Consider the following 24864-nt stretch of genomic DNA (forward strand, 5'->3'; position numbering starts at 1 on the left):
CGGCCCTTCACACGACCTCGATGTAGCCCATCATGCCGGCTTCTTGATGTTCGAGAATATGGCAATGGAACATCCATTTTCCGGGATCGCCCGCAACGAAGCCGACCTCAATTCGCTCATTCGGGAGCAGGAGCACCGTATCGCAGCGAACACGCGGAATGCGACGCACGCTCGAATTCAATACTTCGAATGTATGCCCGTGAATATGGATCGGATGCGCCCGCGGCGTCGTGTTCTTCAACTCGAAAATATAGCTCTGCCCCGCCTTGAGAACGGCGAGCGGCGGTCCGAGATCCTTATGTTCGTGTCCCGGCCAAGCCTGCTTGTTGATCGCCCAGAACGTGTGCTTCGTGAGGCACAGCGGCCCAATCTCAATGCCCGAATTCGACGCGTTCTCCGCAATTGCAGCACCCGTCGGCGTGGCGGAAAATTCGATCGGTATACGCTGGGCGTTGGCCTCGTCGAGTTTCGCGAACGGCATGACCTTAAGGGGCGTCGCCTTGAACTTGCCCTTACGCTTCGCCGGCCCCTCGGACTTGAACTCTGCCAGAACGTACGGCTCCTTCGAAAAATAATCGAAGAGCTTCACGGACTGGCCCTTGGGCGCCGTGCGCAGCAAGACGTCGAGACGCATGGCGGTACCGAGCCGCCAGGATTCGAGCGGCATCGGCGGGATTCCGTTGCCGTCGACGGCGATGATTGCAGCTTCCGCGTTCTCGAACCCGATTTCGGATACGCGCATCGGATCGAGATTGTAAAAGCGAATGCGGACGTCGGCCGACGATGGCACGGTGATGACCGGAGATTTCTCGCCGTTGACGGACCGGACTGTCCCGGCCGTGCCGCTACGTGCGGCGCCCTCATCCGTCGTGAATGGCAGGAACGCACCGTCGGGCCCGATGCGCCAGTCCTTCATCAGCAGCACATATTCCGCGTCGGGCGGCGCGATCTCGTCGCCCTCGACGATCAGCACACCAACCAAACCTCGCCCGAAATGCTCGGTCGAATTGCAGTGCGTGTGAAAGAAGAACGAGCCCGTGTCGGGCGGCACGAAGGAATAGCGCCCTTCCGCACCCGGAGGTATGGGCTGCTGCGTCATATACGGGACGCCGTCTTGATCGTTGGGAATGCGCAGGCCATGCCAGTGGATCGACGCGACCTCGCCCGCAACCGGCAAATTATTTTTGAAAACCGTATCGAACCGCTCACCGAGCTTGAGGCGCACGATCGGAAAGGTCGTGCCCTCTTCGAACGTCCACAACGGCAGCGTCTTGCCATCGAAACACGGCAACGCCGTCGGCCGCTCGGCAAGATCGAAGGTGACGGATTTGACGCCGTTTGCGATCGGCTTCGCGATAACTTCGGGCGTGCCGGCCGCCTTGGCTTTGGTTTTGGCTTCGACTGTCCTCGCGACGCCGAGGAAACCGGCGGCGGCACTTGCCGAAAATGCTGCCGCACCGGCGATGAGGTCTCTGCGTGTCACCATGCGAAGACCTCATCTGATACAACGGCTTTTGTTACGAGGCAGGTCAACTATTTCGCCTTGGCGACCTTGGACGGATCATCGAGACTGTCCGAACCCTCGATCTTCACCTTGAGGTTCAGCGCAGCAACGACCGATTCGATGGCACGCGCCTGTGCGACGAGAGCATCGACGGCATCGAGGATGAGCTTGTTGCCTTCGTCGTTACCGGCAGCGAGCATCTGATCATACATCATTGCGCCGGAATCGGCCTTCGTTTTGATGGCAGTCATCTTTTCGAGCGTGGTCGCCATCGCTTCGTCGACGCGCTTTGCGGCATCGGGCGCCTTCGCACGCGCAAGTTCCGCAATGCTCGGACCGCTGATCGGAGTGGAACCGTCGTATTTTCCGTTCCAAATCGCGGTCATTCCGACTTCGTCGTAATAGTGGCTGTTGTGCGTGTTGTTCGAGAAGCAATCATGCGCTTCTTCAGGATCATGCAGCAGCACGCCGAGCTTCATGCGCTCGCCCGCAAGCTCACCGTATGAAAGTGATCCGAGCCCCGTCAAAACGGTCGACAGCTGCGTGCTCTCGTCGAGACCAGCAAGGGCCTTACGCGCGGCACCATTCGGCTTCCAGTTCCCGGCCATCTCCGCGAGATCGTCAACGAGCAGACCCGACGCCGCCTTCAGATAGGCGCGGCGGCGATCGCAATTTTCGTGCGTGCAGTTCTTGAGATCGAAGTCGCTGGCTGCCCGTTCGCCCGATTTGACGCCGGGCTTGTGAAGGTTCTGGCCCCACAGCAAGAACTCGATCGCGTGATAACCGGTCCCGACGTTCGTCTCGACATCGAGCGCGCTGTTGAGTTTGGCGATGACCTTCTTGTCGATCTTCGAAGCGTCGAGAATTTTCGGTCCGAGGCGGATCTTCTTGTTGGCGATGATATTCGCCGTATAGAGAGGATTCTCTTCCTTGGTGTCGCCGTAGCTGTCCTTGTCGACGTAGTCGATCAAGCCTTCATCGAGCGGCCACGAGTTCACGTTGCCTTCCCAATCGTCGACGATCTTGTTGCCGAAACGAAAGCCTTCCGTCTGCATGTAGGGAATGCGCGAAGCTTTCCACGCCGCGCGTGCGGCCTCCAGGGTCTCCGCATTCGGCTTAGCCAGCAGCGCGTCGATCGATTTATCGAGATCCTTGGCCTTGGCCAGGGCATCGCCGTAGATCGCATGCGCGAGGTCGCCATAATTCTTCATGATGTCTTTGGTCGCGGGCGCGGCGAAAGCGGGGGCCACCGTCATCAGAACCGCAGTCAGCGCGAATTGAGTTGCGCAGGCCCAGGCGAATGCCTTTTTCGACATCTCGGTCTCCGTAGCTGCTAGGTTTCGACGGCACTAAATTCAGTGCGGGATCACCGGATCCGGTTAATATTGACGGCGTAGGTATAGAATGCGGGTCGACCCGACTGTCAAGTGAACTTGGATCGGTGCCGCCCCTTGCCACGCCGATAAGATTTGTGAAACAAGCAAGTCACGGACATTTGAGCCACGGCCGCGCGGCACCGGGTAAATTAAAGATGCGCTTGACGAAGCAAACCGGCCACGCAATCCGCATCCTGATAGATTGCGCGCTTGCCGGAGATCAATTGATAAAGGTCGCCGATATCTCCGACCGGCTCGGCGTGACCAAGCAGAACGTCTTCAAGATTGTCCACATCCTTTCGCACGCCGGGTTTCTCGCGGCGGTCAGGGGCCCGAACGGCGGCGTCAGACTCGCCAAATCCGCCGCATCGATCAAGATCGGAGACGTTGTCCGCGCCATTGAAGTAACTCGAGTACAAGTCGAGGGCGGCAATGATCCGACGTCAAATGATACGGACCCCGGCAATATCAACGCGATGTTCGACGACGCCCTGACGGCGTTCATCACCGTCCTTGATCAGCACACGCTTGCCGAACTCGCGGTTCGATCGCCCATGGGATTGAAACAGATCGAAGAGCCCGGCGAGAATGATCACGGCACCAGCAAGGCACGGAGCAAAAAGCCCGCGGCCCGCGGTTCGCGGCGAAGTTGACCATTGCTAACTAGCTTATCGCGCGCATCCGGAATACTTGCACGGGCCATGACCCGTGACACCGTCCGCTTGCCTTTCGCGGCGCTTGCCGCAGTGGCGCTTCTGGCGCTCATTCCCACGTGGATTTGGGTAAGCGATCCGCTGCGCACCATCATTTTCGTGGGGCTCGGCTTGCTCGCTGGAATTGCCGCGCTCTTAGCTTGGCCGCGCACCGCACTCGATCAAAAAGCAAGTGAAATGGCTGGAATTAGCTCGAATTCCGACACAATGCTCACGTGGACCGATCTTGCTGCGGCAATACCTGATCCTGCGATCATCCTCGATCGATCGTCCGTCGTCCTGAATTATAACGAAGCCGCGTCGAGCCTTTTCGACAGGCTGAGACAGGGCGCGCCTCTCGAGCACGTCGACCGGGACCCCGAGCTCATCGCCGCTGTTTCTGGAGCTTTTGAAACCAGCGAGAAGAAGACGGCGCGCCTCGTTCCCCGCGGCGGCCTGGGGCAACGCCTCATGGCAACCGTGACGCCGCTCGGCCGGAACAGTCAGCTTGGACCGCTTGCGGCTCTGGTTACGATCCAGGATGAGTCCCCGCAGCATCGCCTCCTCGAGATGCGCACCGATTTCATCGCCAACGCCAGCCACGAACTGCGCACGCCGCTCGCATCCGTCCGAGGCTTCATCGAAACGCTTCAGGGACCGGCGCGAAACGACGAAGCCGCCCGCGAGCGATTTCTCGCCATCATGGCGGACCAGGCAGAGCGCATGACGCGGCTGATCGACGATCTACTTTTGCTCAGCCGCGTTGAAGAGAAAGCCAACCTCAAGCCGACTGGCCGCGTCGATCTCAACGATCTGATGGAAGATGTCGTGCGATCGCTGGCGCCATTTGCGCACGAACGGAGCATTACGATCAGTGTAGAGCCCTTGGCCACCCCACTGGTGGCGATGGGCGACCGCGATGAGCTCTTCCAGGTCTTTCACAACCTCGTCGAAAACGCGGTCAAATACGGCCGCGACGGCGGCACTGTGAAAATCGCCCTGAAAAAGAAAGCGAGCGTCCGCAACGAAAGCGTCGGGGCTCGCGCGTTCGTTTCGATCACCGACGACGGGCCTGGCATCGCGCCTGAGCATTTACCACGGCTGACGGAGCGCTTTTATCGCGTCAGCACCGAGCATAGCCGCCGCATCGGCGGCACGGGCCTCGGCCTCGCCATCGTGAAGCATGTGCTGAACCGCCACGAAGGCGAGCTTTCGGTCCAATCCGTGGTTGGCCAAGGAACCACATTTGACGTGGTCCTGCCGGCCTATAGATAAAATTCATGTAAAACAGACGCTTGAGCTGTCACAAATCCATTGCGTCCCATCGCTAGAAGGAGTGCAGCGACGGACGACGGGATTCGAAAGCGGCCGCTTAGCGGCTCACCCTCAGAACGCCAAGTTCGTCGCGATGCGCGCCTTGGGGAAGGCGCGGAGGATTCGGTAACAGCATGTCAGCATGACAAGCCGGAGCCGCCCGATGAGACCCATCACGGCCACTGTAAGAAATGTAGGCAACGCCAAGAATACATAGCAAATTCAAAGCGTTAACGTTTCACATAGCCGTGACCTTACTGGACTAGAGAGTGCGGGCCGAGCTCAGCTCGGCGAGAGAGTGGCGAGGGCTTGAACGCCCCCCCGTTCAACAAGGAGACCACAGTGAAACAGTCTTTTCTGGCGTTATTTGCGGCGTTCGCGGCAACTGCTGCTGTAACCGCTCCGGCCTCGGCGGCGGACATTTCCGGCGCGGGCGCGACCTTCCCGTATCCGATCTACGCAAAGTGGGCTGACACCTATAAGAAAGAGACGAACGTCGGTCTGAACTATCAGTCGATCGGTTCGGGCGGCGGCATCAAGCAGATCCAAGCCAACACGGTTACCTTCGGCGCAACCGACAAGCCCCTCTCGGGTGAAGACCTCGAGAAGAGCGGCCTCATTCAGTTCCCGACCGTCATGGGCGGCATCGTTCCGGTCGTGAACGTCGAAGGCGTCAAGCCGGGCGAACTCGTATTCGACGGCCCGACGCTTGCAAAAATCTATCTCGGCGAAATCACCGCCTGGAACGACCCGGCAATCCAGAAGCTGAACCCCGGCCTGAAGCTTCCTTCTGACGCCATCGCCGCCGTTTTCCGCTCTGACGGATCGGGCACGACGTTCGTCTGGACGAACTACCTCTCGAAGGTCAGCGCCGACTTCAAGTCGAAGATCGGCTCTAACACGTCGGTTCAGTTCCCGGTCGGCCTCGGCGCCAAGGGCAACGAAGGTGTCGCCAACAACGTGATGCAGACGAAGGGTTCGATTGGCTACGTCGAATACGCGTACGCCAAGCAGAACAAGCTGTCCCACACCAAAATGATCAATAAGGACGGCAAGACGGTTGCTCCCGTCATCTCGTCCTTCCAGGCCGCCGCTGCCGGCGCAGACTGGTCTTCGGCTCCTGGCATGGGCGTGATCCTCACGGAGCAGGCTGGCGCCGAATCCTGGCCGATCACGAACCCGACCTTCATCCTCATCCACAAGAAGCCGACGGACGTCGCAGCCGTTAAAGAAGCCCTCAAGTTCTTCAACTGGGCCTATGCCAACGGCAGCAAAGAAGCCGAAGCGCTTGATTACGTGCCGCTGCCCGACAGCGTCGTAGCTCTCGTCAAGAAGAGCTGGGAAGGTGTCGTCGGCGAGGACAACAAGCCAGTCTTCTCGAACTAATCTATCGGACGACGAGAAGCGCCGTACGGCGCTTCTCGATTTGTTTATAACGCAGACGTCATTCTTCAGTCTGGAGCGATATCTTGACCTTCATGGCAGACGTTCACTCTAACGCGACGGCTACCGCCGTAGCGCGGCGCAAAGTTCTCGAACGTCTTCGCACGACAGACGGAATTTTCCGCGGTTTGACCCTCTCCTCCGCGTATTTCGTCCTGATCCTTCTAGGTGCGATCTTCGCTTCACTCGTAGTCGGCGGCTATCTCGCATTCAAAACCTTCGGCTTCAGCTTCCTGACGACCGAAGTCTGGAACCCGGTCACCGAGCAATTCGGCGCTCTGGCAGCGATCTACGGAACGCTCATCACGTCCGCCATCGCGATGATCGTCGCCGTACCGATCAGCATCGGTATCGCAGTATTTCTGACAGAACTTTGCCCGATGTCTCTGCGCCGCCCGATCGGCATCGCAATCGAGCTTCTCGCCGGTGTCCCGAGCATCATCTACGGCATCTGGGGCCTGTTCTTCTTCGCTCCCATGATCCAGCAGTACGTGCAGCCGGAATTGATCGCGGCGTTCAAGGACGTACCCGTCCTCAACCAGCTGTTCGCTGGCCCGCCCTACGGCATCGGCATCCTGACGTCCGGCTTGATCCTCGCAATGATGGTTCTGCCGTTCGTAACGGCCGTCTGCCGCGACGTCTTCGAAACGGTCCCGCCGGTACTGAAGGAAGCGGCGTACGGCATGGGCTGGACGACCCGCGAGGTCGTACGCAACGTCGTAATCCCATACACACGCGTCGGCATCATCGGCGGCGTGATGCTCGGCCTCGGCCGAGCACTCGGCGAAACCATGGCAGTCACCTTCGTCATTGGTAACGCCCACCGGATCTCCGCTTCGATCTTGGCACCGGGAACGACGATCTCGGCAACGATCGCAAACGAATTCACCGAAGCGGTCGGCGACATCTATACCTCGTCCCTGATCGCCCTCGGCCTCATCCTCTTCTTCATCACGTTTATCGTCTTGGCTCTCGCGCGCCTCATGTTGATGCGCATCGAGAAGAAGGCGGGAGCATAAACATGGCCTTGGATATCGCGAAATACCGCCGGCGCCGCCTCAGAAGCACGATCACGGTTGGACTCTGCTGGGCGGCCTCGGGCCTCGGCTTGACCATCCTCGCCGTTATTCTTGCGACGCTTCTCTACAAAGGCGTGGCCGGTCTCGGCCTCAAGGTCTTCACCGAAATGACGCCGCCACCCGGCAGCGACGGCGGTCTCCTCAATGCCATCGCCGGCAGCCTCGTCATGACGTTCGCCGGTGTTATCGTCGGCACGCCTATCGGCATTCTTGCGGGTACCTACCTCGCTGAGTACGGCCGCTACAGCAAGGTTTCGTCGGTGATCCGCTTCATCAACGACATCCTCCTGAGCGCACCGTCCATCGTCACCGGCCTCTTCATATACGAACTGCTGGTGCGCCCGATGGGTCATTTCTCGGCATTCGCGGGCGCGGCCGCTCTCGCCGTGCTGGTCATACCGACAGTCGTTCGCACCACCGAGAACATGCTTCTTTTGGTACCGAACCAGCTCCGGGAAGCATCCTCGGCGCTCGGACTGCCCCAGTCGCTCGTCATCCGCAAGGTGGCCTACAAGGCGGCCCGGGCCGGAATGATCACTGGCGTGCTTCTCGCAGTCGCGCGCGTCAGCGGTGAAACGGCACCGCTGCTGTTCACTGCGCTGAACAACCAGTTCTGGAGCACGAACCTCAACGCTCCGATGGCTAGCTTGCCGGTCGTGATTTTCCAGTACGCTCTCAGCCCCTACGAGGACTGGCAGCGCCTCGCTTGGACAGGCGCACTACTCATTACCGCAGCCGTGCTGACACTTAGCATCGCCGCACGTTGGTTAAGCTCTTCGAGGACGCAGCAATGAACTTGATGTCAAAAGACGTTGATACGGGGCTTACCGAAAAGATCTCGGTCAGCAACTTGAAATTCTTCTACGGCTCGACCCTTGCCCTGAAGAATATCTCGTTGCCGCTTTATGAGCGCCAGGTGACTGCCTTCATCGGCCCGTCCGGTTGCGGAAAGTCCACGCTGCTTCGCGTTCTGAACCGCATGTACGACCTCTACCCGAACCAGCGGGCCGAGGGCGAGGTGATGTTCGATGGCGAGAACATTCTCGGCATGAAGGACCTCAACCTTCTCCGCTCGCGCATCGGCATGGTCTTCCAGAAGCCGACGCCGTTCCCGATGACGATTTACGAAAACATCGCGTTCGGCATCCGCCTTTACGAGCGCCTGCCGAAATCGGAAGTCGACGCGCGCGTAGAATCCGCGCTCGAGAAAGCCGCGCTCTGGAAAGAAGTGAAGGACAAGCTTCAATCGAGCGGCCTCAGCCTTTCAGGTGGCCAGCAGCAGCGCCTTTGCATCGCCCGGACAGTCGCGATCCGTCCTGAAGTCATCCTGTTCGACGAGCCATGCTCCGCACTCGACCCGATCTCCACCGCGAAGATCGAAGAGCTGATCGACGACCTGAAGAACGAGTTCACGATCGCCATCGTCACGCACAACATGCAGCAGGCCGCCCGCGTCTCGCAGCGCACGGCGTTCATGTACCTCGGCGAGCTCGTCGAATTCGGCGTCACCCAGAAGCTCTTCACGAACCCGACAGACAAGCGGACTCAGGACTACATCACCGGCCGCTTCGGATAAGATAGGGCGTACTCGGATAGTGCCCGGCGTCCAGTCAAAATCTGACTTTAGGAATTGAGACCATGAACGAACATACCGTGAAGTCCTACGAAGACGAGCTGAGGCTCCTCGATCGCCGCATCGCGCAGATGGGCGGCTACGCCGAGAAGCTTCTCGTCCAGGCCATGGATGCCCTCGAGCGCCGCGATCCGAAGCTTGCGGAGAAAGCTGTTGCTGACGACGTCATGGTCGACCAGCTCGAACGCGAGTTGCAGGAACAGGTGATCGTGATGATCGCCCGGCGTCAGCCGCTTGCGAACGATCTCCGTCACATCATGACGGTCATCAAGATCGCGGGCGATCTCGAACGCATCGGCGATCTCGCAAAGAACATCGCCAAGCGCGCCCTTGCGATTGCCGGCGAAGCCTACCCGAAGCCCTTGATGACCGGCATGCGCCACATGACCGAGATGGTGCAGCACCAGCTCAAGGACGTCCTCGATGCGTTGACGACGCTCGACGCCGAAAAGGCGATGCAGGTCTGGCGCGACGATCAGCAGGTCGACGCCATGTACAATTCTCTGTTCCGCGAACTTCTGACCTACATGATGGAAGATCCGCGCAACATCGGCATCTGCACGCACTTCCTGTTCGGCGCCAAGAACATCGAACGCATCGGCGACCATACGACCAACATCGCCGAGAACGTCTACTACCTCGTTCACGGCGTTCCGATCGCAGACGACCGGCCGAAGGGCGATGAGACGTCGTCGACACTCATAACGCCGCGTCAATGACCAAGACAGTTTGAAGGAACACTAACGAAACGCCATGCCAGCTAAGATCATCGTCGTCGAAGACGAATTACCTCTCGCAGAGCTTCTGAAATACAATCTTCAATCCGAAGGCTATGACGTCGTGCATGCCGCGGATGGAGAAGAAGCAGAGCTGCTTCTGTCGGAGCAAAGTTTCGACCTCGCGATACTCGACTGGATGATCCCCAAGATCTCCGGCATCGAGCTGTGCAGGCGCCTTCGCAATCGGACCGAGACGCAAAGTCTGCCGATCATCTTGCTCACTGCACGCGGCGAAGAAACCGACCGCGTGCGAGGGTTGACGACGGGCGCCGACGACTACGTGACGAAGCCCTTCTCCGTTCAGGAGTTGATGGCGAGGATCAAGGCTCTGCTTCGGCGCGCGTCGCCGGAGCGGATGAGCGACATCCTGGTCTCCGGCGAGATCACGATGGATCGCGGCGCACACAAGGTGACGCGTGGCCCCCGCGAAGTTCGCCTCGGCCCGACAGAATACCGGATGCTCGAAGTTTTCATGGAAAGCCCGCGCCGCGTGCTGTCGCGCAGCCAGCTGCTCGACCGCGTCTGGGGTCAGTCCTCTGAGGTCGACGAGCGGACGGTCGATGTTCACATCGGTCGCCTCCGGAAGTCGCTGATCCGCGGCAACGAAAGCGATCCGATCCGCACCGTACGTGGCGCCGGATACGTATTCGACGGCCGCGAGGCGGAAGCCCAAGCCCAATAACGAACCCCGCGACGGGCTCAGCAATCGATTTGCTCAGCCCTCGCCCTTCAGGCAGCTCGCAATGTTGTGGGCCATGCCGCGCATAAGCTCGAAATAAAGTCCGGGGCCGGGCGTCAGCATTTGCCCCTCCGCATCGATCGTACCAGCGCGCGCGTTCGTTCCCTCAGTCACGGCCGCGACGAGGTTTGGCTGAAAACTCGGTTCGGTGAAGACGCAAACGGCGCCAAGAGACGACAGCTTGCGCCGAACTTCCGTCAAGCGCTTGGCGCTTGGGGGCACGTCGGGACTGACGGTGATCGAACCCGCTGCGCTCTGCCCGAAGTGGTTCTCGAAATACTGTGTCGCGTCGTGAAACACGATGAACGGCTTGCCCTTCGATCCGTTGAGTTCCGCCGCAAGCTCGCCATCGAGCGCGTCGATTTCGGCAATGAGAGACGACGTATTGGCTTTGATCTTTTCGGCTTGCTCAGGATATCGCGCCTCGAGAACCTTCGCGACGTCGGCAGCGATAGCCTTGGCATTCTGCGGATCGAGCCAGATATGCCCGTCCTTGCCATCCTCGTCATGATCGTCGTCGTGCTCGTCTGCCGCACCTGAATGCGCAGCCGCTTCAGTTGCCGCCTCCTCATGCCCGTGCTCGTGTTTTTCGAACGTGCTACCTTTACGCTGGTCGAGAAGCTTCACGCCGTCCGCACCCGCCAGCGTCAACACCGTGACGTTCGCTGGCAGCGAACTCACGATTTTCCGCGTGAAGGGTTCGAGTTGATCTGACACCCGGACGAACACATCCGCATCGTGGATGGCCCGCGCAGTCGATGGCTTCAGCGTGAAGGTATGGGGCGAAGCGGAACCCTCGACGATGAGTTGGGGCACGCCGACACCCTCCATCACCCGGCTGACGAGAGAATGAATGGGCTTCGTCGTGACGACGACTTTCGGCGCCTCCGCAGCTTCCGTGCCCGGAACTGCGAATTGCGCCAAAGCTATCAAAAACACCGAATACCGCGCCGCCCGCCCCATTATTCTGCCCTCTCCACGGATTGATCGTATGTTATAACAACCATTTTGAACGTTACAACTGGCGCCGCGTGCCTCTTAGGCCACTCGGTAGATTAGAGGCGTCGCAATCTCGCCATGTTAAATGTGCGTCCGTAGCTGTCGCCGAAGAGATTCCCATCGCACGAAAGGTCTGAGCTCAGCGTGCTCGAAATCAGCAAGACATACCGCCACTTGGCTTTGATCCTCATTTCCATGTTGGCCATCGTCGTCCCCGCATCCGCTCATCCGCATATGTGGGTCACGTACGTGTTGACCGTCGACTACGACAAAGGCGCCGTCAGCGGCGTCGATCACGCGTGGACTTTCGACGACTCCTACACCGCGATGGCGCTCGAAGGGCTCGATACGAACAACGATGGCAAGTATGACCAGCACGAACTGGCCGAGCTTTTGAAGGTCAACATGGATGGCCTGAAAGAGTTCAACTACTTCACACTGGCGAAACTCGGAGAGGACCAGCTCGAATTCTCGCCCCCGACTGATGCACGTCTCGAATATACGAACGGCGTGTTGCGCCTCTACTTCCATTTGCCGCTCGCGAAGCCCGTGCCAGCCGATTCCGAAGGCCTGACGTTCGCCGTCTTCGATTCGTCCTACTTCATCGACTTCCAACCCGAAAAGACGGACGCGGTGAAGCTTGCAGCCGCACCCGAGGGCTGCTCGGCGACGCTCATCGATCCAGATGCGGAGAAAATCGACGCCCAGGCGAAGAAGCTCGGCGATGCTATGGCCCAGCAATTCGGCGCCGGCTCCGTCGGCTTCGGTTCCTACAAGACGATCGCCGTGACCTGCAAAAGATCCTGACGTTTCGATCTGCTACAGGAATTAACTAGCTCTTCACTTTTCGAGGCTGGCTGGCAGCGTTTGAATTAAATTCGACGGGTTCCTTGCGAGCCCGAGACGACGCCCATGCCGATGATGATCCGAGTACTGCTGTTGGCGTTGTTGACGCTGTCGCCCGTGGCGGCGTCGCGCGCCGGTCTCGATACGGACGCCGTGGCGAACCCGTATGGAACGTTCGAACTGATTGTCGTCGAAGCTGAAGGCTGCATTTATTGCGAGATCTTCAGGCGCGACGTACTTCCGGCCTACGAAACCTCCGAGCAGGGCAAAAAGGTGCCGATCCGCTTTGTCGATGTTAACGACGTCGACGCCGGCCACCTCGATTTCAGCGCCTCGGTCGACATCGTGCCGACGTTCGTGGTCGTCAAATCGCAGCACGAAGTAGGCCGCATCTCAGGCTATGTGGGCCCCGAGAACTTCTTCCACTCGATCAACTATCTGCTTGGCACCGCGCCCTAAAGGCGAGCGAAATGCCGCCCGGACTGCTGCCCGGGCCCGCAATTTGGGCGAACGGCGGTTGCAATGCCCCATTTTCTCCACTGCGAGACGCCGTAAACGCTTGTAAACTGGGGCCCGCTCCTGTACCGACGCGGTTTCCGTTTTCGGGGCTTTGGACGCCATTATGAGCCGGATCAGGCCGCAAGTCGGCATAATCATGGGAAGCCAGTCAGACTGGCCGACGATGCAGCTCACCGCTGACATTCTGACCGAACTTGGCGTCGCGTTCGAAACCAAGATCGTATCCGCGCATCGCACGCCGGAGCGGCTTTACAGCTACGCCAAGGGCGCGAAGGCTGCGGGCCTCAAGGTCATCGTCGCGGGCGCTGGCGGTGCCGCCCATCTTCCGGGAATGACGGCGTCAATGACGCCGCTGCCCGTCCTCGGCGTGCCGATCGAATCGAAAGCGCTCAAGGGCCAGGACAGTCTCTATTCGATCGTCCAGATGCCGGCTGGCGTGCCGGTCGGTACGCTCGCCATCGGCGAAGCCGGTGCAAAGAACGCGGGCCTCTTGGCGGCTCAGATCCTGGCACTCTCCGATGCTGGTCTCGCCGAGCGGCTCGAAGCCTGGCGCAAGCAGCATTCGGCTGACGTCGCCGAAACGCCAGTGCGGGTTTCATGACTGCCACGATGACCGCATTACCTCCCGGCTCGACAATCGGAATTCTCGGCGGCGGCCAGCTCGGCCGCATGCTCGCCTTGGGAGCCGCGCGCCTCGGCCTCAAGTCGCACATCTACGCCCCCGAGTCCGACAGTCCGGCATTTGACGTCGCAACCAAATACACGGTTGCCGCCTACGAGGACGAAGCACGCCTCACCGCCTTCGCCGATGCCGTCGACGTGGCGACTTACGAATTCGAAAACATCCCGGTCAAAACCGTGGAGTTCCTCTCCGCGCGCATTCCCGTTCGCCCAGGCGCAAAAGCTTTGGCGTGCGCCCAGGACCGCATGAACGAGAAATCGCTGGCGCGCGAGCTTGGCGCGATGACGGCAGAGTTCGCGCCAATCGATAGCCTCGACGATCTCACGAAGGTCCTCGACGGCGGCTTCCAGATTCCCTCCGTGCTGAAAACACGCCGGCTAGGCTACGACGGCAAGGGCCAGGCCAAGATCCTGAAACGCGCGGATGCTGGCGCCGCATGGGCTGCCATGCACGGTCAGCCGTCAATCCTCGAAAGCTTCGTGAATTTCCGCGCCGAAGTTTCCGTTGTTGCGGCACGCGCCGTCGACGGCACATTCCGCGCCTTCGACGTAACCGAGAACGAACACCGCAATCACATTCTCCATCGCTCCGTAGCGCCCGCTGCGCTCGCGCTGGAGACGGCTGCGGAGGCGATCGAGATCGCCCACAAGATCGCCGAAACACTCGACTATGTCGGCGTGTTCGCGATCGAGTTCTTCGTCGTCACGGAAAACGGCCGCGACCGCCTCTTCGTCAACGAGATGGCGCCGCGCGTCCACAACTCCGGCCACTGGACGATGGACGGCGCGCTGACATCCCAATTCGAGCAGCACATCCGCGCCGTCGCCGGATGGCCCCTCGGCGCAACGGAGCTGAAAGGCCCGGCTGCAGAAATGATCAACCTGATCGGCGACGACATTCTTGCCTGGGAAAAGATCGCGGCCGAACCCGGCGCATTCTTCCACCACTACGGCAAGCGTGAAGCCCGGCCCGGCCGCAAAATGGGTCACGTCAATCGTCTGCTCGCGAAAAAGCCGAGCGCCTGACGCACATCCAGTCTCGCAAACGAGACGCGCCGCTACGTTGTTCAAGCCCATTCACAAAATGCGAATTGAACCCGGCGTCTGCGCGTTTCTGGCGCCGTTGAACTCGCCACAAATTCACTATGTTTCAGGCATCAGCCAGCGGCACGCTCGCGCCGTTGTTCATCTGTGAATTTGAGAAAAATAGCCAATGACCAAAACTCTTTCGCGTCGACAAGCTTTGACGAGCGTGCTCGCCGCGCCGGCCGCGTCCACGATCATGGCGAGCTCCGCGTCTGCGGCAAGCGATACGCCGGCTGCAGCTGAACAACCTCATGGCCAATGCGTACTGCTGCCCCAAGCCGTCGAAGGTCCCTTCTACTTCGATCCCAAGCTCGTGCGATCCGATATTTCGGAAGGCCGTCCGGGCGCGCCGCTTCGGCTTTCACTACGTGTCATCGAAACGGGTCCCTGCACGCCGATCGAGAACGCGCGCGTCGACGTCTGGCATGCTGACGCAAGCGGCATCTATTCCGGATATTCCGGCCAGGGTGCATCGCGCGAGATCTCGACGAAAGGCCAGACCTATCTGCGCGGTACCCAAATGACCGACGCCGACGGACGCGTTACGTTTCAGTCGGTCTATCCCGGTTGGTATCCGGGACGCACGCCGCACATCCACGTCAAGGTATTCCTCAACGAGACGAGCCTCGTCATCGGACAGATCTATTTTCCCGACGAATTCAGCGCGCGCATTTATTCGACGCGCGAGCCCTACGATGCGCGCGCCGTTCCCGACACCACGAATGCCACCGACTGGATCTACCGCGACGGCCAGCGCGAAGGCGGCGGCACGGTGCTTGCGGAGCGAAGACGGTGACACCATCGTCGCGGGCCTGCTCATCGGCGTCGACAAGAGCGGCGAAACCGCAGCGAAAGCCGGACGCGGATTTTTCCGCCGGATGCTCGGACTCTGATGTTGCAGTACGGCAAACGAGAAACGGGCCGACTTAACGCAGAACTGTCGAAAATCCGTCGCAACCCCGCAAAAAATCCCGCCGCTTTAACTGCAAATAAAAGTTAGCAGCCAATTTAGCTCGACTTTGCGCACCGATCGGAACTGATCGCGAGTGCTTGCCGTTTGCGCAAGTAGCATCATTCGCTGGTGCGCACTGCGCCGCGTTGCGGCACCACAAAGAAGAACAAGGAGCCACCATGAAACGAGGTCTAGCATTTGTCGCGGCGATGATCGCAGCGCTGGCGATGCCGTTAGCGGCAGACGCACGCCAACACGGCGGCGGCGGTCATAAGGGCGGCGGCCATCACATGAGCGGCGGTCACCACCGCAGTGGCGGCCATATGGGCAATCCAGGACATCGCGCCGGCAAGCATTTCCGCGGCGGCGGCAAACACTACGGACGCCATTTCAACCGCGGCCGCCATCATGGTCACCACGGACGCCGGTTCTGGCACGGCCGCTGGTACGCCTACGGAATCGGCCCCTGCTGGCGCTGGTCGCCGCGCTACGACGAGTTCGTCTGGGTCTGCTACTAAACGGCTCGTGCGTCCAACCTCGCGTTGAGGTAGAAGCGTAACGATTATCAGCGGCTCCGCTCTGCGGGGTCGCTTTTTTATGACGTCGACGGATAGCTGAAATTCATGCTGATTGATGGCATGATGAAAGGCCAACACAGGTAGGGAATCATGGACATCAAATCGGTCATCATCGGAGTGCTCGCCGGAACCGTGATCGTGCTCGGCTATCTCCTCTGGGATTCGCAGCAGACGAAGGTCAAAGTCGACCTGCCGGGCATCAAGATCGAAGGGCGCTAGTCGCTCGACTGGCGGCGTCATCCCCGCGTATGCAGGGATCCGCCTAAGTCGCCAACAGGATCGACTTGCAAATCGGGCTCATCCGCCGATCCGAAAGCAATCTCGCCCGTCGCCGGATCGAATAGATTTCGCCACTCCGGATTCATTTGTCCGATGAGCCGATACTTCCATTCGCGGCGCCATCGCTTCAAGCGCTTCTCCCGCAAAATCGCGGCATCCATAGCGTCATGCATCTCGTAATAGACGAGCGTTTTGATGCTATATTTTTTCGTGAATCCCTCAATCAAACCCTGTTCGTGCTGCGCCATTCGATGCGCAATATCGCTCGTCACGCCGACGTAGAGCGTCCCGTAAGGCTTACTGGCAAGAATGTAGACACACGGACGCCTCATGACACGCAAACCTAGCGATGTCTTTTCTCGCTGTCATGCCTGCCCCAGAACGTCATCCCCGCGCAGGCGGGGATCTGTCCAAGCGTCCGCTCATCGCAAGTGTCCGGCCTGGATGGATCCCGGCCTTCGCCGGGATGACGGAAATGGAAAACCGCGAGCAGGTTAGATTATGCTGTCAGCTCGCCGCACCCAACCCCCGCGCCTCTTCCTTCACCCGCACATCCGCAATGATGCGATCGAGGAGCAGGCACGTTCGCTTGAATAGATCCGAGCCCTTGCGGTAATCGGCGCCGGCGTAGAAATCGCAGCGGCCGGCCTTGAAAAGCTCGACGCACTTGGCTCCGCTCTCGCCCGGATCGTGCACCGCAATCGCGTGCCCACCGTTCTTCTTCAACAGCGCCATCGACGGCACGTCCGTGTCGCCGTCGCCGAAATAGATGAAATTCGAAAACGGGATCGGCCGCTCATCCTCGGGCATGTGCGCGTTGATGTTCTCGCCGAGATCCTCGATGCCCTTGTTGATCCGGAACAGGAACTGCGTCTTGCCCGTATCGGAGATGACGCGCTTCGGAAACGGCAGATCGTAGGCGTCGAACCAGTATTCGCTCGCAAACACGTTGGCGAAGTGCGGGAAGATCTTCGTCCCCTCGATGATTTCCGTCAGCCCCGACGACACGAGGTAATGCTTCACCGTGATGCCCGCATCGCCTGCACGCTTCTTCACATAGGTGTGCATCTGCTCGAACCAGGCTTCGACGCCGGGATAAAGCTCCACCTTCTTGCCTTGCGCGACGAGATCGGCACGGTCGATGCGAACGCCTTTCTCCTTCGCCTTCTTGTAGAGGAGATGCATGTACGTGATCAGCGAGTCGGCACGCTCGGCCTTCGACACGCGCGTGCACTCCGCCCAAAATTCCTTCGGCTCGATTCCGAGCTTTGGAAGGAATGCGTATTCCTGCATCGGACGCGGCGACAGCGTGCCGTCGAAATCATAGACGAGCGCGATGGTCTTCTTGCTTCGAGCAACCCGCTGGCTTCGCGAAGAGGCGTCGCCTTGATCTGACGCCCGCACAGACCGCCGGCGCGAGCTGGCTGCCTCGGCCTCGCCCGCTTGCGCTCTCGTCCCTCGTCCGCCTGCTCGCTCGACCATGAGCTTTCTCCGCTCTCGACTTGTAGAGCGGAGAAAAGCGTGATTCGGGTGGCGCAAGAAAGTCAGGCGTCAGCCGCCGGAGCGTTCCGCGTAAATTTCTTCGCTTAGCCGCGCCTTAGTGTTTGCAGTCAGGCCCGTGTACGTGCCCCGGCTCGCCGTGCCCGTGGTCATGTGCGTGATCATGCCCGTGACCATGATCATGGCTGTGATCGTGACCGCAGCCGCATTGGTCGCCATGATCGTGATGATGCGCCTCGGGATCGACGAGCGCGGCCGCGAGCTTGCGCTCCAACGCGATCGACATTTCGCGCGGGCTATCCTTGTCCTCGATCAGCAACGCCATCACTTCCGCGCCGAGCCGGAAATCGTCGACCGCGCCGAGATAGTGCCGCCGCAACCGCCCCTGACGATCGAATATCAAGAGCGCCGGCGTACCCTGCAGCTCGTAAGCCTTCATCGTCTCCGGAATACCTTCCGCACTCGGCTTATCGAGCGCGACAGGAATGGTGATGCCGTTTTCCTTCAGGAAGGCTTCGACCTTCTCCGGCGTCTGCTCGTCGAACTTTTCGAAGGCCATGTGCAGGCCAAGCACCGACACCTCGTCCTCGGTGAAGCTCCCGCGAAGACGCATGGCTTGCGGCAGGCCGAACTTCTGCGAGCCCGGACATGCGAGCTGCCAGATCGCGATGACGACCACCTTGCCCTTCTCGGCCTTCAACGTGCGCTTCGTGTCGGAGTTGAGCCAGCGCTGTGCGATGATCTCGGGCGGGCGTTCAGGGTTGAACATCTCAAAGCAATCCTTGCGCTAATTTCTTCTCGTTTAGCATCCCGGCGTCCCAACCGGCAGTCACCGGAGAGGAACGAACCGGAGGTCAGTCGCAGTCGCCTGATTTCTCGGGCCCCGTCTTAGGTGTATTTTCGGGGCACGCGAACTCGGCAGGAATGGTGCACGGCTCTGACGGATTTGGCGAATAGATCCGGAAATGCAATGGGCAGCCGCGCATCACATTATAGGCCGAGACGCAGCCTACCGGCGGTGGCAGGGGCGCGAGCGATTTCGACTGGAGCGTCCAGTTCGTTCGCTTCTTCCAGCGGTCCTCGACGATCGTAAGCGTCGGAATTTTGGCCTCCGCACTGTCCGCGAGAGCCTCCGGCATCTGCCGGTCGGGAGGAATGCCAAGAACGAACCGGCCGGATGGCTCGCGGAACCCGATGAGGGCCGCTTCCTTCGCCGGACAGGCCGCAATCGCTTTTGCGAGCTGCTGCGCAGGCCAGATCTTATCGATGCTGGGCATTACCACGCCGAGCAGCGTGATGGCGAACAGGCCGAGCGCAGCAACTCCAACCGCGGCCCAGCGTCGAAGCTGTCCCTCCCAGCCAAGGCGTCCGCTCCAGATGAAGAGCACAGCAATGAGCGCAATGAGCGCGGCCGGTATGACGCCCGGAATCTCTCCGGTAAAAAGATAGACGCCCGCAAAAACCGCCAGCGGCAGCGCCGCAAAGTACGTCGGCCATGTCGTGAAGAGGCTCCACGGCGGACGCTTGCCCAATCCGCCCTCGCTCGTCACGACAATCGCGACGCCGAGCGCGAGCGCTGGAAACATCGTCTGCACCATGTAAGTGCCGGGCTTCGACGACAGCGCTTCGAGATAGACGAGGTAGCCGATCACCCACGCAAGCAGAAACCGCGAAAGCGCCTGGTCCCGGCTGCCCCAGAAGCGCTTAAACGCCGTGCCGATCAGCACCGTCCCCGGAATAAAGCCGAGGACGAGAGCAAGCACGAATGTGCCCGGAAACGCGCGAAGCTTCATATCTTGCGCACCGCCGAGTGCGGCCAGGAACTCGCGCCAGTCCATCCCGGCGAAAGGCGTTCCGTCCTGGTGCGCACGAATAACAAGCCACGACGCCCCGATGGCAAGCGCAATCGGAATGCCGATGAGTGGCCGCAAGCGCTTCAGCCACGTCAGATCCCGATCCATCACATAAAGCGCGATCAGCGTCGCGAGGACGAGGATCGGCACGAGCAGAGCGTTGATGAGAACGCCGAAACCGAGAGCAACCCAGAAGAGGAGAGCCATCGGATAGCCTTCGTCAGGCTTGGTATAGAGTCGCGCCAGCGCCACCATCGCGACCGTCGCGGGTAACAGCGACAACCCTTCCGCGATCGCAAGCTGCGAAACGAGTACCGTCAGCGGCGCAACCGCGAACAGCGCCGACGCGATAAGCGCTGTTTCCGCACCGACCAGCCCGCGTCCGAGCCAGAACAACGCCAGCACCGCAAGCGTGACCGCCAGCAATGACGGGATCCGGTAGATGGTGATGTCGCGCGCGAGCGAATCCCCGGCGAGCCATCCTGCCGCGCCTTGCGCCCAGAACGTGCCTATCGGCCGGAATTGATGGACGACGCTGCCGTAACGCGGGTCGGTCCAATCCCCCCGCGCCACCATATCCCGCGTCGTTTCAGCGTAAACGATCTCGGTCCGATCGACCGCTGGCAGCCGCAAGACGCCCGGCAAATAGACGGCGAGGCACAGCCCCAGAAGGGCAAGCGATGGCGCCCACGGCCGCGCTGCGATCGTTGCCCACCAGTTCCACATTGCGCGTTGGCGCTCCACCACAATATGCCCTTCGAAACTTGACATGCCTCCGGAACTCGGCTGTTTGCGCATCGAACGCAGAAAACGCAAGGGCTCAACTACCGCATGCCAGTAAAATCGGCTGATCGCACAGCTCGCCGCGCGCGGCTCATCGAGATCATTAAAGAGCGGTCTTTTCAGGAAGGCCCGGCGTTCAAGCTCGCCTCCGGCAAAACGTCGACTTTTTACTTTAACATGAAGCCGACGATGCTCGACAGCGAGGGCGCTTACCTCATCGCATCACTGATCCTTGATCAGCTCGAAAACACCGAAGCTGATTTGATCGGCGGCCTCGAAATGGGCGCGGTGCCCATCGCATCGGGCGTGGCCGCCGTTTCCTATACGCAAGGACGAAAGTTACCCGCGTTCTTCGTCCGCAAACAGGCGAAAGAACACGGCACGCAGGCACTCGTCGAAGGTCTGGCCAAGGGCGAGAGCATGGCCGGCAAGAAGGTCGTCGTCGTCGAAGACGTGACAACGACCGGCGGCTCGGCCTTGAAAGCAGCCGATGCTCTCCGCGCCGCCGGTGCCGAGATCGTCAGCGTCATCACCGTCGTCGACCGCCTCGACGGCGCGGCGGAAACGTTCGCGGCTGCCGGACTGAAGTTCGAACCGCTTCTGACGCTCGCGGATTTCCGGAGCTAAGAACCGGCCCCGCGCGCCTAACCGATGTGCGTCTTCAGGAATTTGCTCGTCCGCTCCCAAGCGAGTTCGGCGCAGTGACGATCGTGCACCGAACGCTGCTCGTTCATGAACGCGTGGCTCGCGTCGTAGCGGTAGAACGCACCCGGCTTGCCGGCGTCTTTCAAGCCCGCTTCGAACGCATCGACCATCGCAGGCGTAATGAAATCGTCGCTGTTGGCGAAATGCCCCTGGAAAGGCACTTTCAAGTCAGCTGGCTTCGCGACCGTTGCGGGCGGCAGGCCGTAGAACGAGACCACCGCGGAAAATTCAGGCACGCGGCAACCAGCGAGCACGGCAACCGCGCCACCCATGCAGAAACCCGAAACGGCGACCTTCGGACTAGACCGCAATAGAAATTGGCCCGCGCCCCGCACGTTCTGATCAGCCGCATCGAGGAAATTCAGCGAATTCATCTCGGCGTTCGCCGCATCCGCATCGTGATAGGGAATAACGACGCCGTTGTAGAGATCGGGCGCCAGTGCGTCGTAACCCAGGAGCGCAAACCGGTCGCACAAACCTTTGATCTGATCCTGCAAACCCCACCATTCCTGAATGACGACGACGCCCGGCGCGTTCGCCTTCCCGGCGAGCGACAGATAACCTTCCGCGGTCTTGCCGTCCGGACGGGCGAATGGAATGCGGGTACCCATTTGATGCAGCCTTGTAAGTTCGAGCCGATTGATTGCGCGGCACTTGTTTATGCGCCGCGCCGGAGGTGAGCAATGGCCCCGTGCTGCGCAACACGCACGGTGAACCCTCGGCAATTGCCGGCTTCAAGGAGATGCGAGGCTGATTCCGCGTCCTGTCTATTCCGCCGCGACGCTCGGATGTCCAACCGGGCTCGCTTTCAACACATCGGAATCGACGTATGGCGCGAACTTCGCGAAATTGTCGTGGAACATCTGCGCGAGTTTCGCTGTCATCGCATCGTAGGCTTGCGGATCGGCCCACGTCTCACGCGGGGTCAACAATTTCGGATCGACTCCTGCGACGGCGACGGGTACCGCGAAGCCGAAGACGGGATCGGTCCGCATCGGCTGATTCTTGAGATCACCGGCAAGAGCCGCCTCGAGAAGCGCGCGCGTAACTTTGATCGGAATGCGCGTCCCCTCGCCATACTTGCCGCCCGTCCAGCCCGTGTTGACGAGCCAGCAATCGACGCCATGCTGCGCGATGAGGTTTCGCAGAAGGTTGCCGTAAACGCGGGGATGACGCGGCATGAACGGCGCGCCGAAGCAGGTGGAAAATGTCGGCTGCGGTTCGGGGCCCATGCCCTTCTCCGTTCCGGCGACTTTCGCCGTGAAACCCGAAAGAAAATGGTACATCGCCTGGCTCGGCGTCAGCTTCGCAATCGGCGGCAGGACTCCGAAAGCGTCCGCCGTCAGCATCACGATGTTCTTGGGATGACCCGCGGTGCCGGTCGCGCTCGCGTTGGCAATCGCGTCGAGCGGATAGGCGGAGCGGGCATTCTCCGCGAGCCTATTGTCGTCGAAGTTTGGAACGCGCGACACGGGATCGATGACGACGTTCTCGAGCACCGTCGCGAAGCGGTTCGAGGCGGCCCAGATCTGCGGCTCAGCCGACTTCGACAAGCGGATCGTCTTCGCGTAGCACCCGCCCTCGAAATTGAAGATGCCGTTGTCGGACCAGCCATGCTCGTCGTCGCCGAGAAGTTCGCGCGAAGCATCCGCTGAAAGCGTCGTCTTGCCGGTTCCCGAAAGACCGAAAAAGACAGCCGAGCTTCCGTCCTTGCCGACATTCGCCGAGCAGTGCATGGGCATGACGTTCTTGCCCGGCAAAATATAGTTCAGGAACGAGAACACGCTTTTTTTGATCTCGCCCGCGTAGCTCGTGCCGCCGATGAGCACGATGCGCTTCGTGAAGTTGCACGCGATGACCGTCTCGGAGCGCGTCCCGTGGTAGAGCGGCGCAGCGCGGAAGCTCGGCAGATCGACGACTGTGAATTCGGGAGCAAAGCCTTCGAGTTCGCTTGGCTCGGGCCGGCGAAGAAGATTGCGAATGAAGAGCGACTGCCAGGCATGCTCTGTCACGACACGCGTTTTGAGCTGGTGGCTCTTTTCCGCACCCGCAAAAAGGTCTTGGACGAAAAGCTCCTTGTGCCGCGCAAAGCTGATGAAGTCGGCGAGCAGACGGTCGAACTCCTCTTCCGTCATGCCGCGGGCATTGTCCCACCAGATCGCGCCTTCGGTTTCCGCGTCGCGAACGATGTATTTGTCTTGGACCGAACGGCCGGTGTGCTGACCCGTCTCGACGACGAACGCGCCACTCGCGGCGAGCTTTCCTTCGCCTCGGCGGATGCCGTACTCGACGAGTTCCGCCTCTAGAAGATTACGGCGCACGCGCTGCGAACTTAACGTCGGGAACAGTTCAGCCATCGATATCAGCCCCATAAAAATAGACGCTGCGCGCATCTAAGTTTTCAGCGCCTGCGAAACAACGTCTGGTCAGTCATTTTGTGCCGCACAAAAGAGAATCATTGGGCCCAAATGACGCTGGTGGCGAAGGGCCTAGCATAAAGTGGGGCCATTTGGTGGCCGAACGCTAATGCCACACGAAAAAACCGGTAACATTATGTTACCGTTTGAATATTTCGAGATTCGTCTTTACGCAGAGGATGGGCGCAACAATCCCGGCAAACAAGCGGATTTTGGAAGTTGTGACCACACAAATTGCCCTGTTCGCTTGCCGTTGAGGGCGTGGTCGCCTATTCAGGGGCCATTCAGCCTCCGGCGTCCATTGGACGGGGCGCCACAATTGGTACACCATGCCGCCATAAGCGCCTAATGCTGGCGCGGTGCACATCCGCTGCGGCCGAGGGGCACAAGAGGAACAGATGAAGGAAAAGAGCACCATAGCGCTCGTCGATGATGAGCGGAACATCCTGACCTCCCTGCGGATGGCCCTGGAGGCCGAGGGCTATAAGGTCCGAACCTATGGAGACGGGGTCTCGGCGCTCGAAGCGCTGACGGAAGAACCGGCCGATCTCGGGATATTCGACATCAAGATGCCGCGCATGGACGGAATGGAGCTTCTCCGCCGCGTCCGTCAGCAGTCGGCGATGCCGGTCATCTTTCTGACGTCGAAGGATGAGGAAATCGACGAGCTTTTCGGCCTCAAGATGGGGGCCGACGATTATATAGCCAAGCCGTTTTCGCAGCGGCTCATCGTCGAACGCGTCAAAGCTGTTTTGCGCCGTGTTGCGCCCAAGGACGGCACGACAACGGAAGACGAAGCCAAGCGCGTGCTCGAAAGAGGCAAGTTGAAGCTCGATCCCGAGCGTCACACCTGCCACTGGGATAACCGGGGTGTCACGTTGACGGTGACGGAGTTCCTGATCTTGCAGGCGCTGGCGACACGGCCGGGCGTCGTCAAGACGCGCGACGCCCTGATGGATGCAGCGTACGACGATCAGGTCTATGTGGATGACCGCACGATCGACAGCCACATCAAGCGCTTGCGCAAGAAGTTCAAGCAGGTCGATGACGATTTTGACGTGATCGAAACACTTTATGGCGTCGGCTATCGCTTCAAAGAGTAAGCGG

26 protein-coding genes are annotated in these 24864 nt (G+C 60.1%); 17 read left to right on the forward strand and 9 right to left on the reverse strand.

The window, feature by feature from the left end:
* Positions 1–7: 7 nt before the first annotated feature.
* Positions 8–1486, reverse strand: coding sequence for a multicopper oxidase family protein (locus tag K2Q04_RS13885; RefSeq protein WP_291164863.1), 1479 nt, complete (start codon positions 1484–1486; stop codon positions 8–10).
* A 47-nt stretch (positions 1487–1533) separates the two neighbouring features.
* Positions 1534–2820, reverse strand: a complete 1287-nt coding sequence (locus tag K2Q04_RS13890) for an imelysin family protein (RefSeq protein ID WP_291164865.1) — start codon at positions 2818–2820, stop codon at positions 1534–1536.
* A 215-nt stretch (positions 2821–3035) separates the two neighbouring features.
* Here K2Q04_RS13890 and K2Q04_RS13895 point away from each other — a divergent pair, with 215 nt between their 5' ends.
* From K2Q04_RS13895 to phoB, 8 genes are all read left to right on the forward strand, one after another.
* Entirely contained in the window at positions 3036–3533 is a 498-nt protein-coding gene (locus tag K2Q04_RS13895) for an Rrf2 family transcriptional regulator (RefSeq protein ID WP_291164867.1), read from the forward strand.
* A 48-nt stretch (positions 3534–3581) separates the two neighbouring features.
* Complete coding sequence (locus K2Q04_RS13900; protein ID WP_291164869.1) at positions 3582–4847, forward strand: ATP-binding protein; 1266 nt, start codon at positions 3582–3584, stop codon at positions 4845–4847.
* 396 nt (positions 4848–5243) lie between these two features.
* Positions 5244–6272 carry a phosphate ABC transporter substrate-binding protein PstS gene (pstS, locus tag K2Q04_RS13905; protein ID WP_291164951.1) on the forward strand — a complete coding sequence of 343 codons (1029 nt, stop codon included), beginning with the start codon at positions 5244–5246 and terminating at the stop codon, positions 6270–6272.
* 83 nt (positions 6273–6355) lie between these two features.
* Positions 6356–7348 (forward strand): phosphate ABC transporter permease subunit PstC, encoded by a 993-nt coding sequence (gene pstC, locus K2Q04_RS13910; RefSeq protein WP_291164871.1) that lies wholly within the window; start codon positions 6356–6358, stop codon positions 7346–7348.
* Positions 7349–7350: 2 nt separating this feature from the next.
* On the forward strand, positions 7351–8202 hold the full coding sequence (gene pstA, locus K2Q04_RS13915) for a phosphate ABC transporter permease PstA (RefSeq protein ID WP_291164873.1): 852 nt from the start codon (positions 7351–7353) through the stop codon (positions 8200–8202).
* Positions 8199–8984, forward strand: a complete 786-nt coding sequence (gene pstB / locus K2Q04_RS13920; protein WP_291164875.1) for a phosphate ABC transporter ATP-binding protein PstB — start codon at positions 8199–8201, stop codon at positions 8982–8984. Before pstA ends, pstB begins: the two co-directional genes overlap by 4 nt.
* Positions 8985–9046: 62 nt before the next feature.
* Positions 9047–9760, forward strand: coding sequence for a phosphate signaling complex protein PhoU (gene phoU / locus K2Q04_RS13925; protein ID WP_291164877.1), 714 nt, complete (start codon positions 9047–9049; stop codon positions 9758–9760).
* Positions 9761–9794: 34 nt separating this feature from the next.
* The gene (phoB, locus tag K2Q04_RS13930; RefSeq protein ID WP_291164879.1) at positions 9795–10502 is read left to right on the forward strand and encodes a phosphate regulon transcriptional regulator PhoB; all 708 of its coding nucleotides are present in this window, start codon (positions 9795–9797) and stop codon (positions 10500–10502) included.
* A gap of 33 nt (positions 10503–10535) precedes the next feature.
* Here the strand turns inward: phoB and K2Q04_RS13935 are convergent, their stop codons facing one another.
* Positions 10536–11522: a zinc ABC transporter substrate-binding protein gene (locus K2Q04_RS13935; protein WP_291164881.1), complete on the reverse strand. Its 987-nt coding sequence runs from the start codon at positions 11520–11522 to the stop codon at positions 10536–10538.
* A gap of 180 nt (positions 11523–11702) precedes the next feature.
* Here K2Q04_RS13935 and K2Q04_RS13940 point away from each other — a divergent pair, with 180 nt between their 5' ends.
* The 7 genes from K2Q04_RS13940 to K2Q04_RS13970 all read left to right on the forward strand — a co-directional run bounded on the left by K2Q04_RS13940 (position 11703) and on the right by K2Q04_RS13970 (position 16439).
* Positions 11703–12365 carry a DUF1007 family protein gene (locus K2Q04_RS13940; RefSeq protein WP_291164883.1) on the forward strand — a complete coding sequence of 221 codons (663 nt, stop codon included), beginning with the start codon at positions 11703–11705 and terminating at the stop codon, positions 12363–12365.
* Positions 12366–12470: 105 nt separating this feature from the next.
* Positions 12471–12863, forward strand: coding sequence for a hypothetical protein (locus K2Q04_RS13945; RefSeq protein ID WP_291164885.1), 393 nt, complete (start codon positions 12471–12473; stop codon positions 12861–12863).
* A 163-nt stretch (positions 12864–13026) separates the two neighbouring features.
* Positions 13027–13524 (forward strand): 5-(carboxyamino)imidazole ribonucleotide mutase, encoded by a 498-nt coding sequence (purE, locus tag K2Q04_RS13950; RefSeq protein WP_291164887.1) that lies wholly within the window; start codon positions 13027–13029, stop codon positions 13522–13524.
* The gene (locus K2Q04_RS13955; protein WP_291164889.1) at positions 13521–14630 is read left to right on the forward strand and encodes a 5-(carboxyamino)imidazole ribonucleotide synthase; all 1110 of its coding nucleotides are present in this window, start codon (positions 13521–13523) and stop codon (positions 14628–14630) included. Before purE ends, K2Q04_RS13955 begins: the two co-directional genes overlap by 4 nt.
* A gap of 187 nt (positions 14631–14817) precedes the next feature.
* A complete protein-coding gene (locus K2Q04_RS13960; protein ID WP_291164891.1) occupies positions 14818–15486 on the forward strand; it encodes an intradiol ring-cleavage dioxygenase in 669 nt (222 codons plus the stop codon).
* 335 nt (positions 15487–15821) lie between these two features.
* Complete coding sequence (locus K2Q04_RS13965; protein ID WP_291164893.1) at positions 15822–16160, forward strand: hypothetical protein; 339 nt, start codon at positions 15822–15824, stop codon at positions 16158–16160.
* Between the two features lie 150 nt (positions 16161–16310).
* Complete coding sequence (locus K2Q04_RS13970) at positions 16311–16439, forward strand: hypothetical protein (protein WP_291164895.1); 129 nt, start codon at positions 16311–16313, stop codon at positions 16437–16439.
* A gap of 17 nt (positions 16440–16456) precedes the next feature.
* On the opposite strand, the gene K2Q04_RS13975 is transcribed toward K2Q04_RS13970, so the two are convergent.
* The 4 genes from K2Q04_RS13975 to K2Q04_RS13990 form a co-directional block, all read right to left on the reverse strand.
* The gene (locus K2Q04_RS13975; protein WP_291164897.1) at positions 16457–16831 is read right to left on the reverse strand and encodes a GIY-YIG nuclease family protein; all 375 of its coding nucleotides are present in this window, start codon (positions 16829–16831) and stop codon (positions 16457–16459) included.
* Positions 16832–17006: 175 nt separating this feature from the next.
* Positions 17007–17981: an HAD family hydrolase gene (locus K2Q04_RS13980; protein WP_291164899.1), complete on the reverse strand. Its 975-nt coding sequence runs from the start codon at positions 17979–17981 to the stop codon at positions 17007–17009.
* A 115-nt stretch (positions 17982–18096) separates the two neighbouring features.
* Positions 18097–18768 (reverse strand): TlpA disulfide reductase family protein, encoded by a 672-nt coding sequence (locus tag K2Q04_RS13985; protein WP_291164902.1) that lies wholly within the window; start codon positions 18766–18768, stop codon positions 18097–18099.
* A gap of 85 nt (positions 18769–18853) precedes the next feature.
* On the reverse strand, positions 18854–20623 hold the full coding sequence (locus K2Q04_RS13990; RefSeq protein WP_291164904.1) for a glycosyltransferase family 39 protein: 1770 nt from the start codon (positions 20621–20623) through the stop codon (positions 18854–18856).
* Between the two features lie 60 nt (positions 20624–20683).
* Between K2Q04_RS13990 and pyrE the strand changes: the two genes are divergently transcribed.
* Positions 20684–21262, forward strand: a complete 579-nt coding sequence (gene pyrE / locus K2Q04_RS13995) for an orotate phosphoribosyltransferase (RefSeq protein WP_291164906.1) — start codon at positions 20684–20686, stop codon at positions 21260–21262.
* A 17-nt stretch (positions 21263–21279) separates the two neighbouring features.
* Here the strand turns inward: pyrE and K2Q04_RS14000 are convergent, their stop codons facing one another.
* Positions 21280–21951: a dienelactone hydrolase family protein gene (locus K2Q04_RS14000; protein ID WP_291164908.1), complete on the reverse strand. Its 672-nt coding sequence runs from the start codon at positions 21949–21951 to the stop codon at positions 21280–21282.
* A 156-nt stretch (positions 21952–22107) separates the two neighbouring features.
* On the reverse strand, positions 22108–23697 hold the full coding sequence (locus K2Q04_RS14005) for a phosphoenolpyruvate carboxykinase (protein WP_291164910.1): 1590 nt from the start codon (positions 23695–23697) through the stop codon (positions 22108–22110).
* Positions 23698–24155: 458 nt separating this feature from the next.
* Between K2Q04_RS14005 and K2Q04_RS14010 the strand changes: the two genes are divergently transcribed.
* Complete coding sequence (locus K2Q04_RS14010) at positions 24156–24860, forward strand: response regulator transcription factor (RefSeq protein WP_092863498.1); 705 nt, start codon at positions 24156–24158, stop codon at positions 24858–24860.
* The last annotated feature ends 4 nt before the right edge of the window (positions 24861–24864 follow it).

Source organism: Hyphomicrobium sp. (assembly GCF_019753045.1).
Taxonomy (GTDB): Bacteria; Pseudomonadota; Alphaproteobacteria; order Rhizobiales; family Hyphomicrobiaceae; genus Hyphomicrobium_B.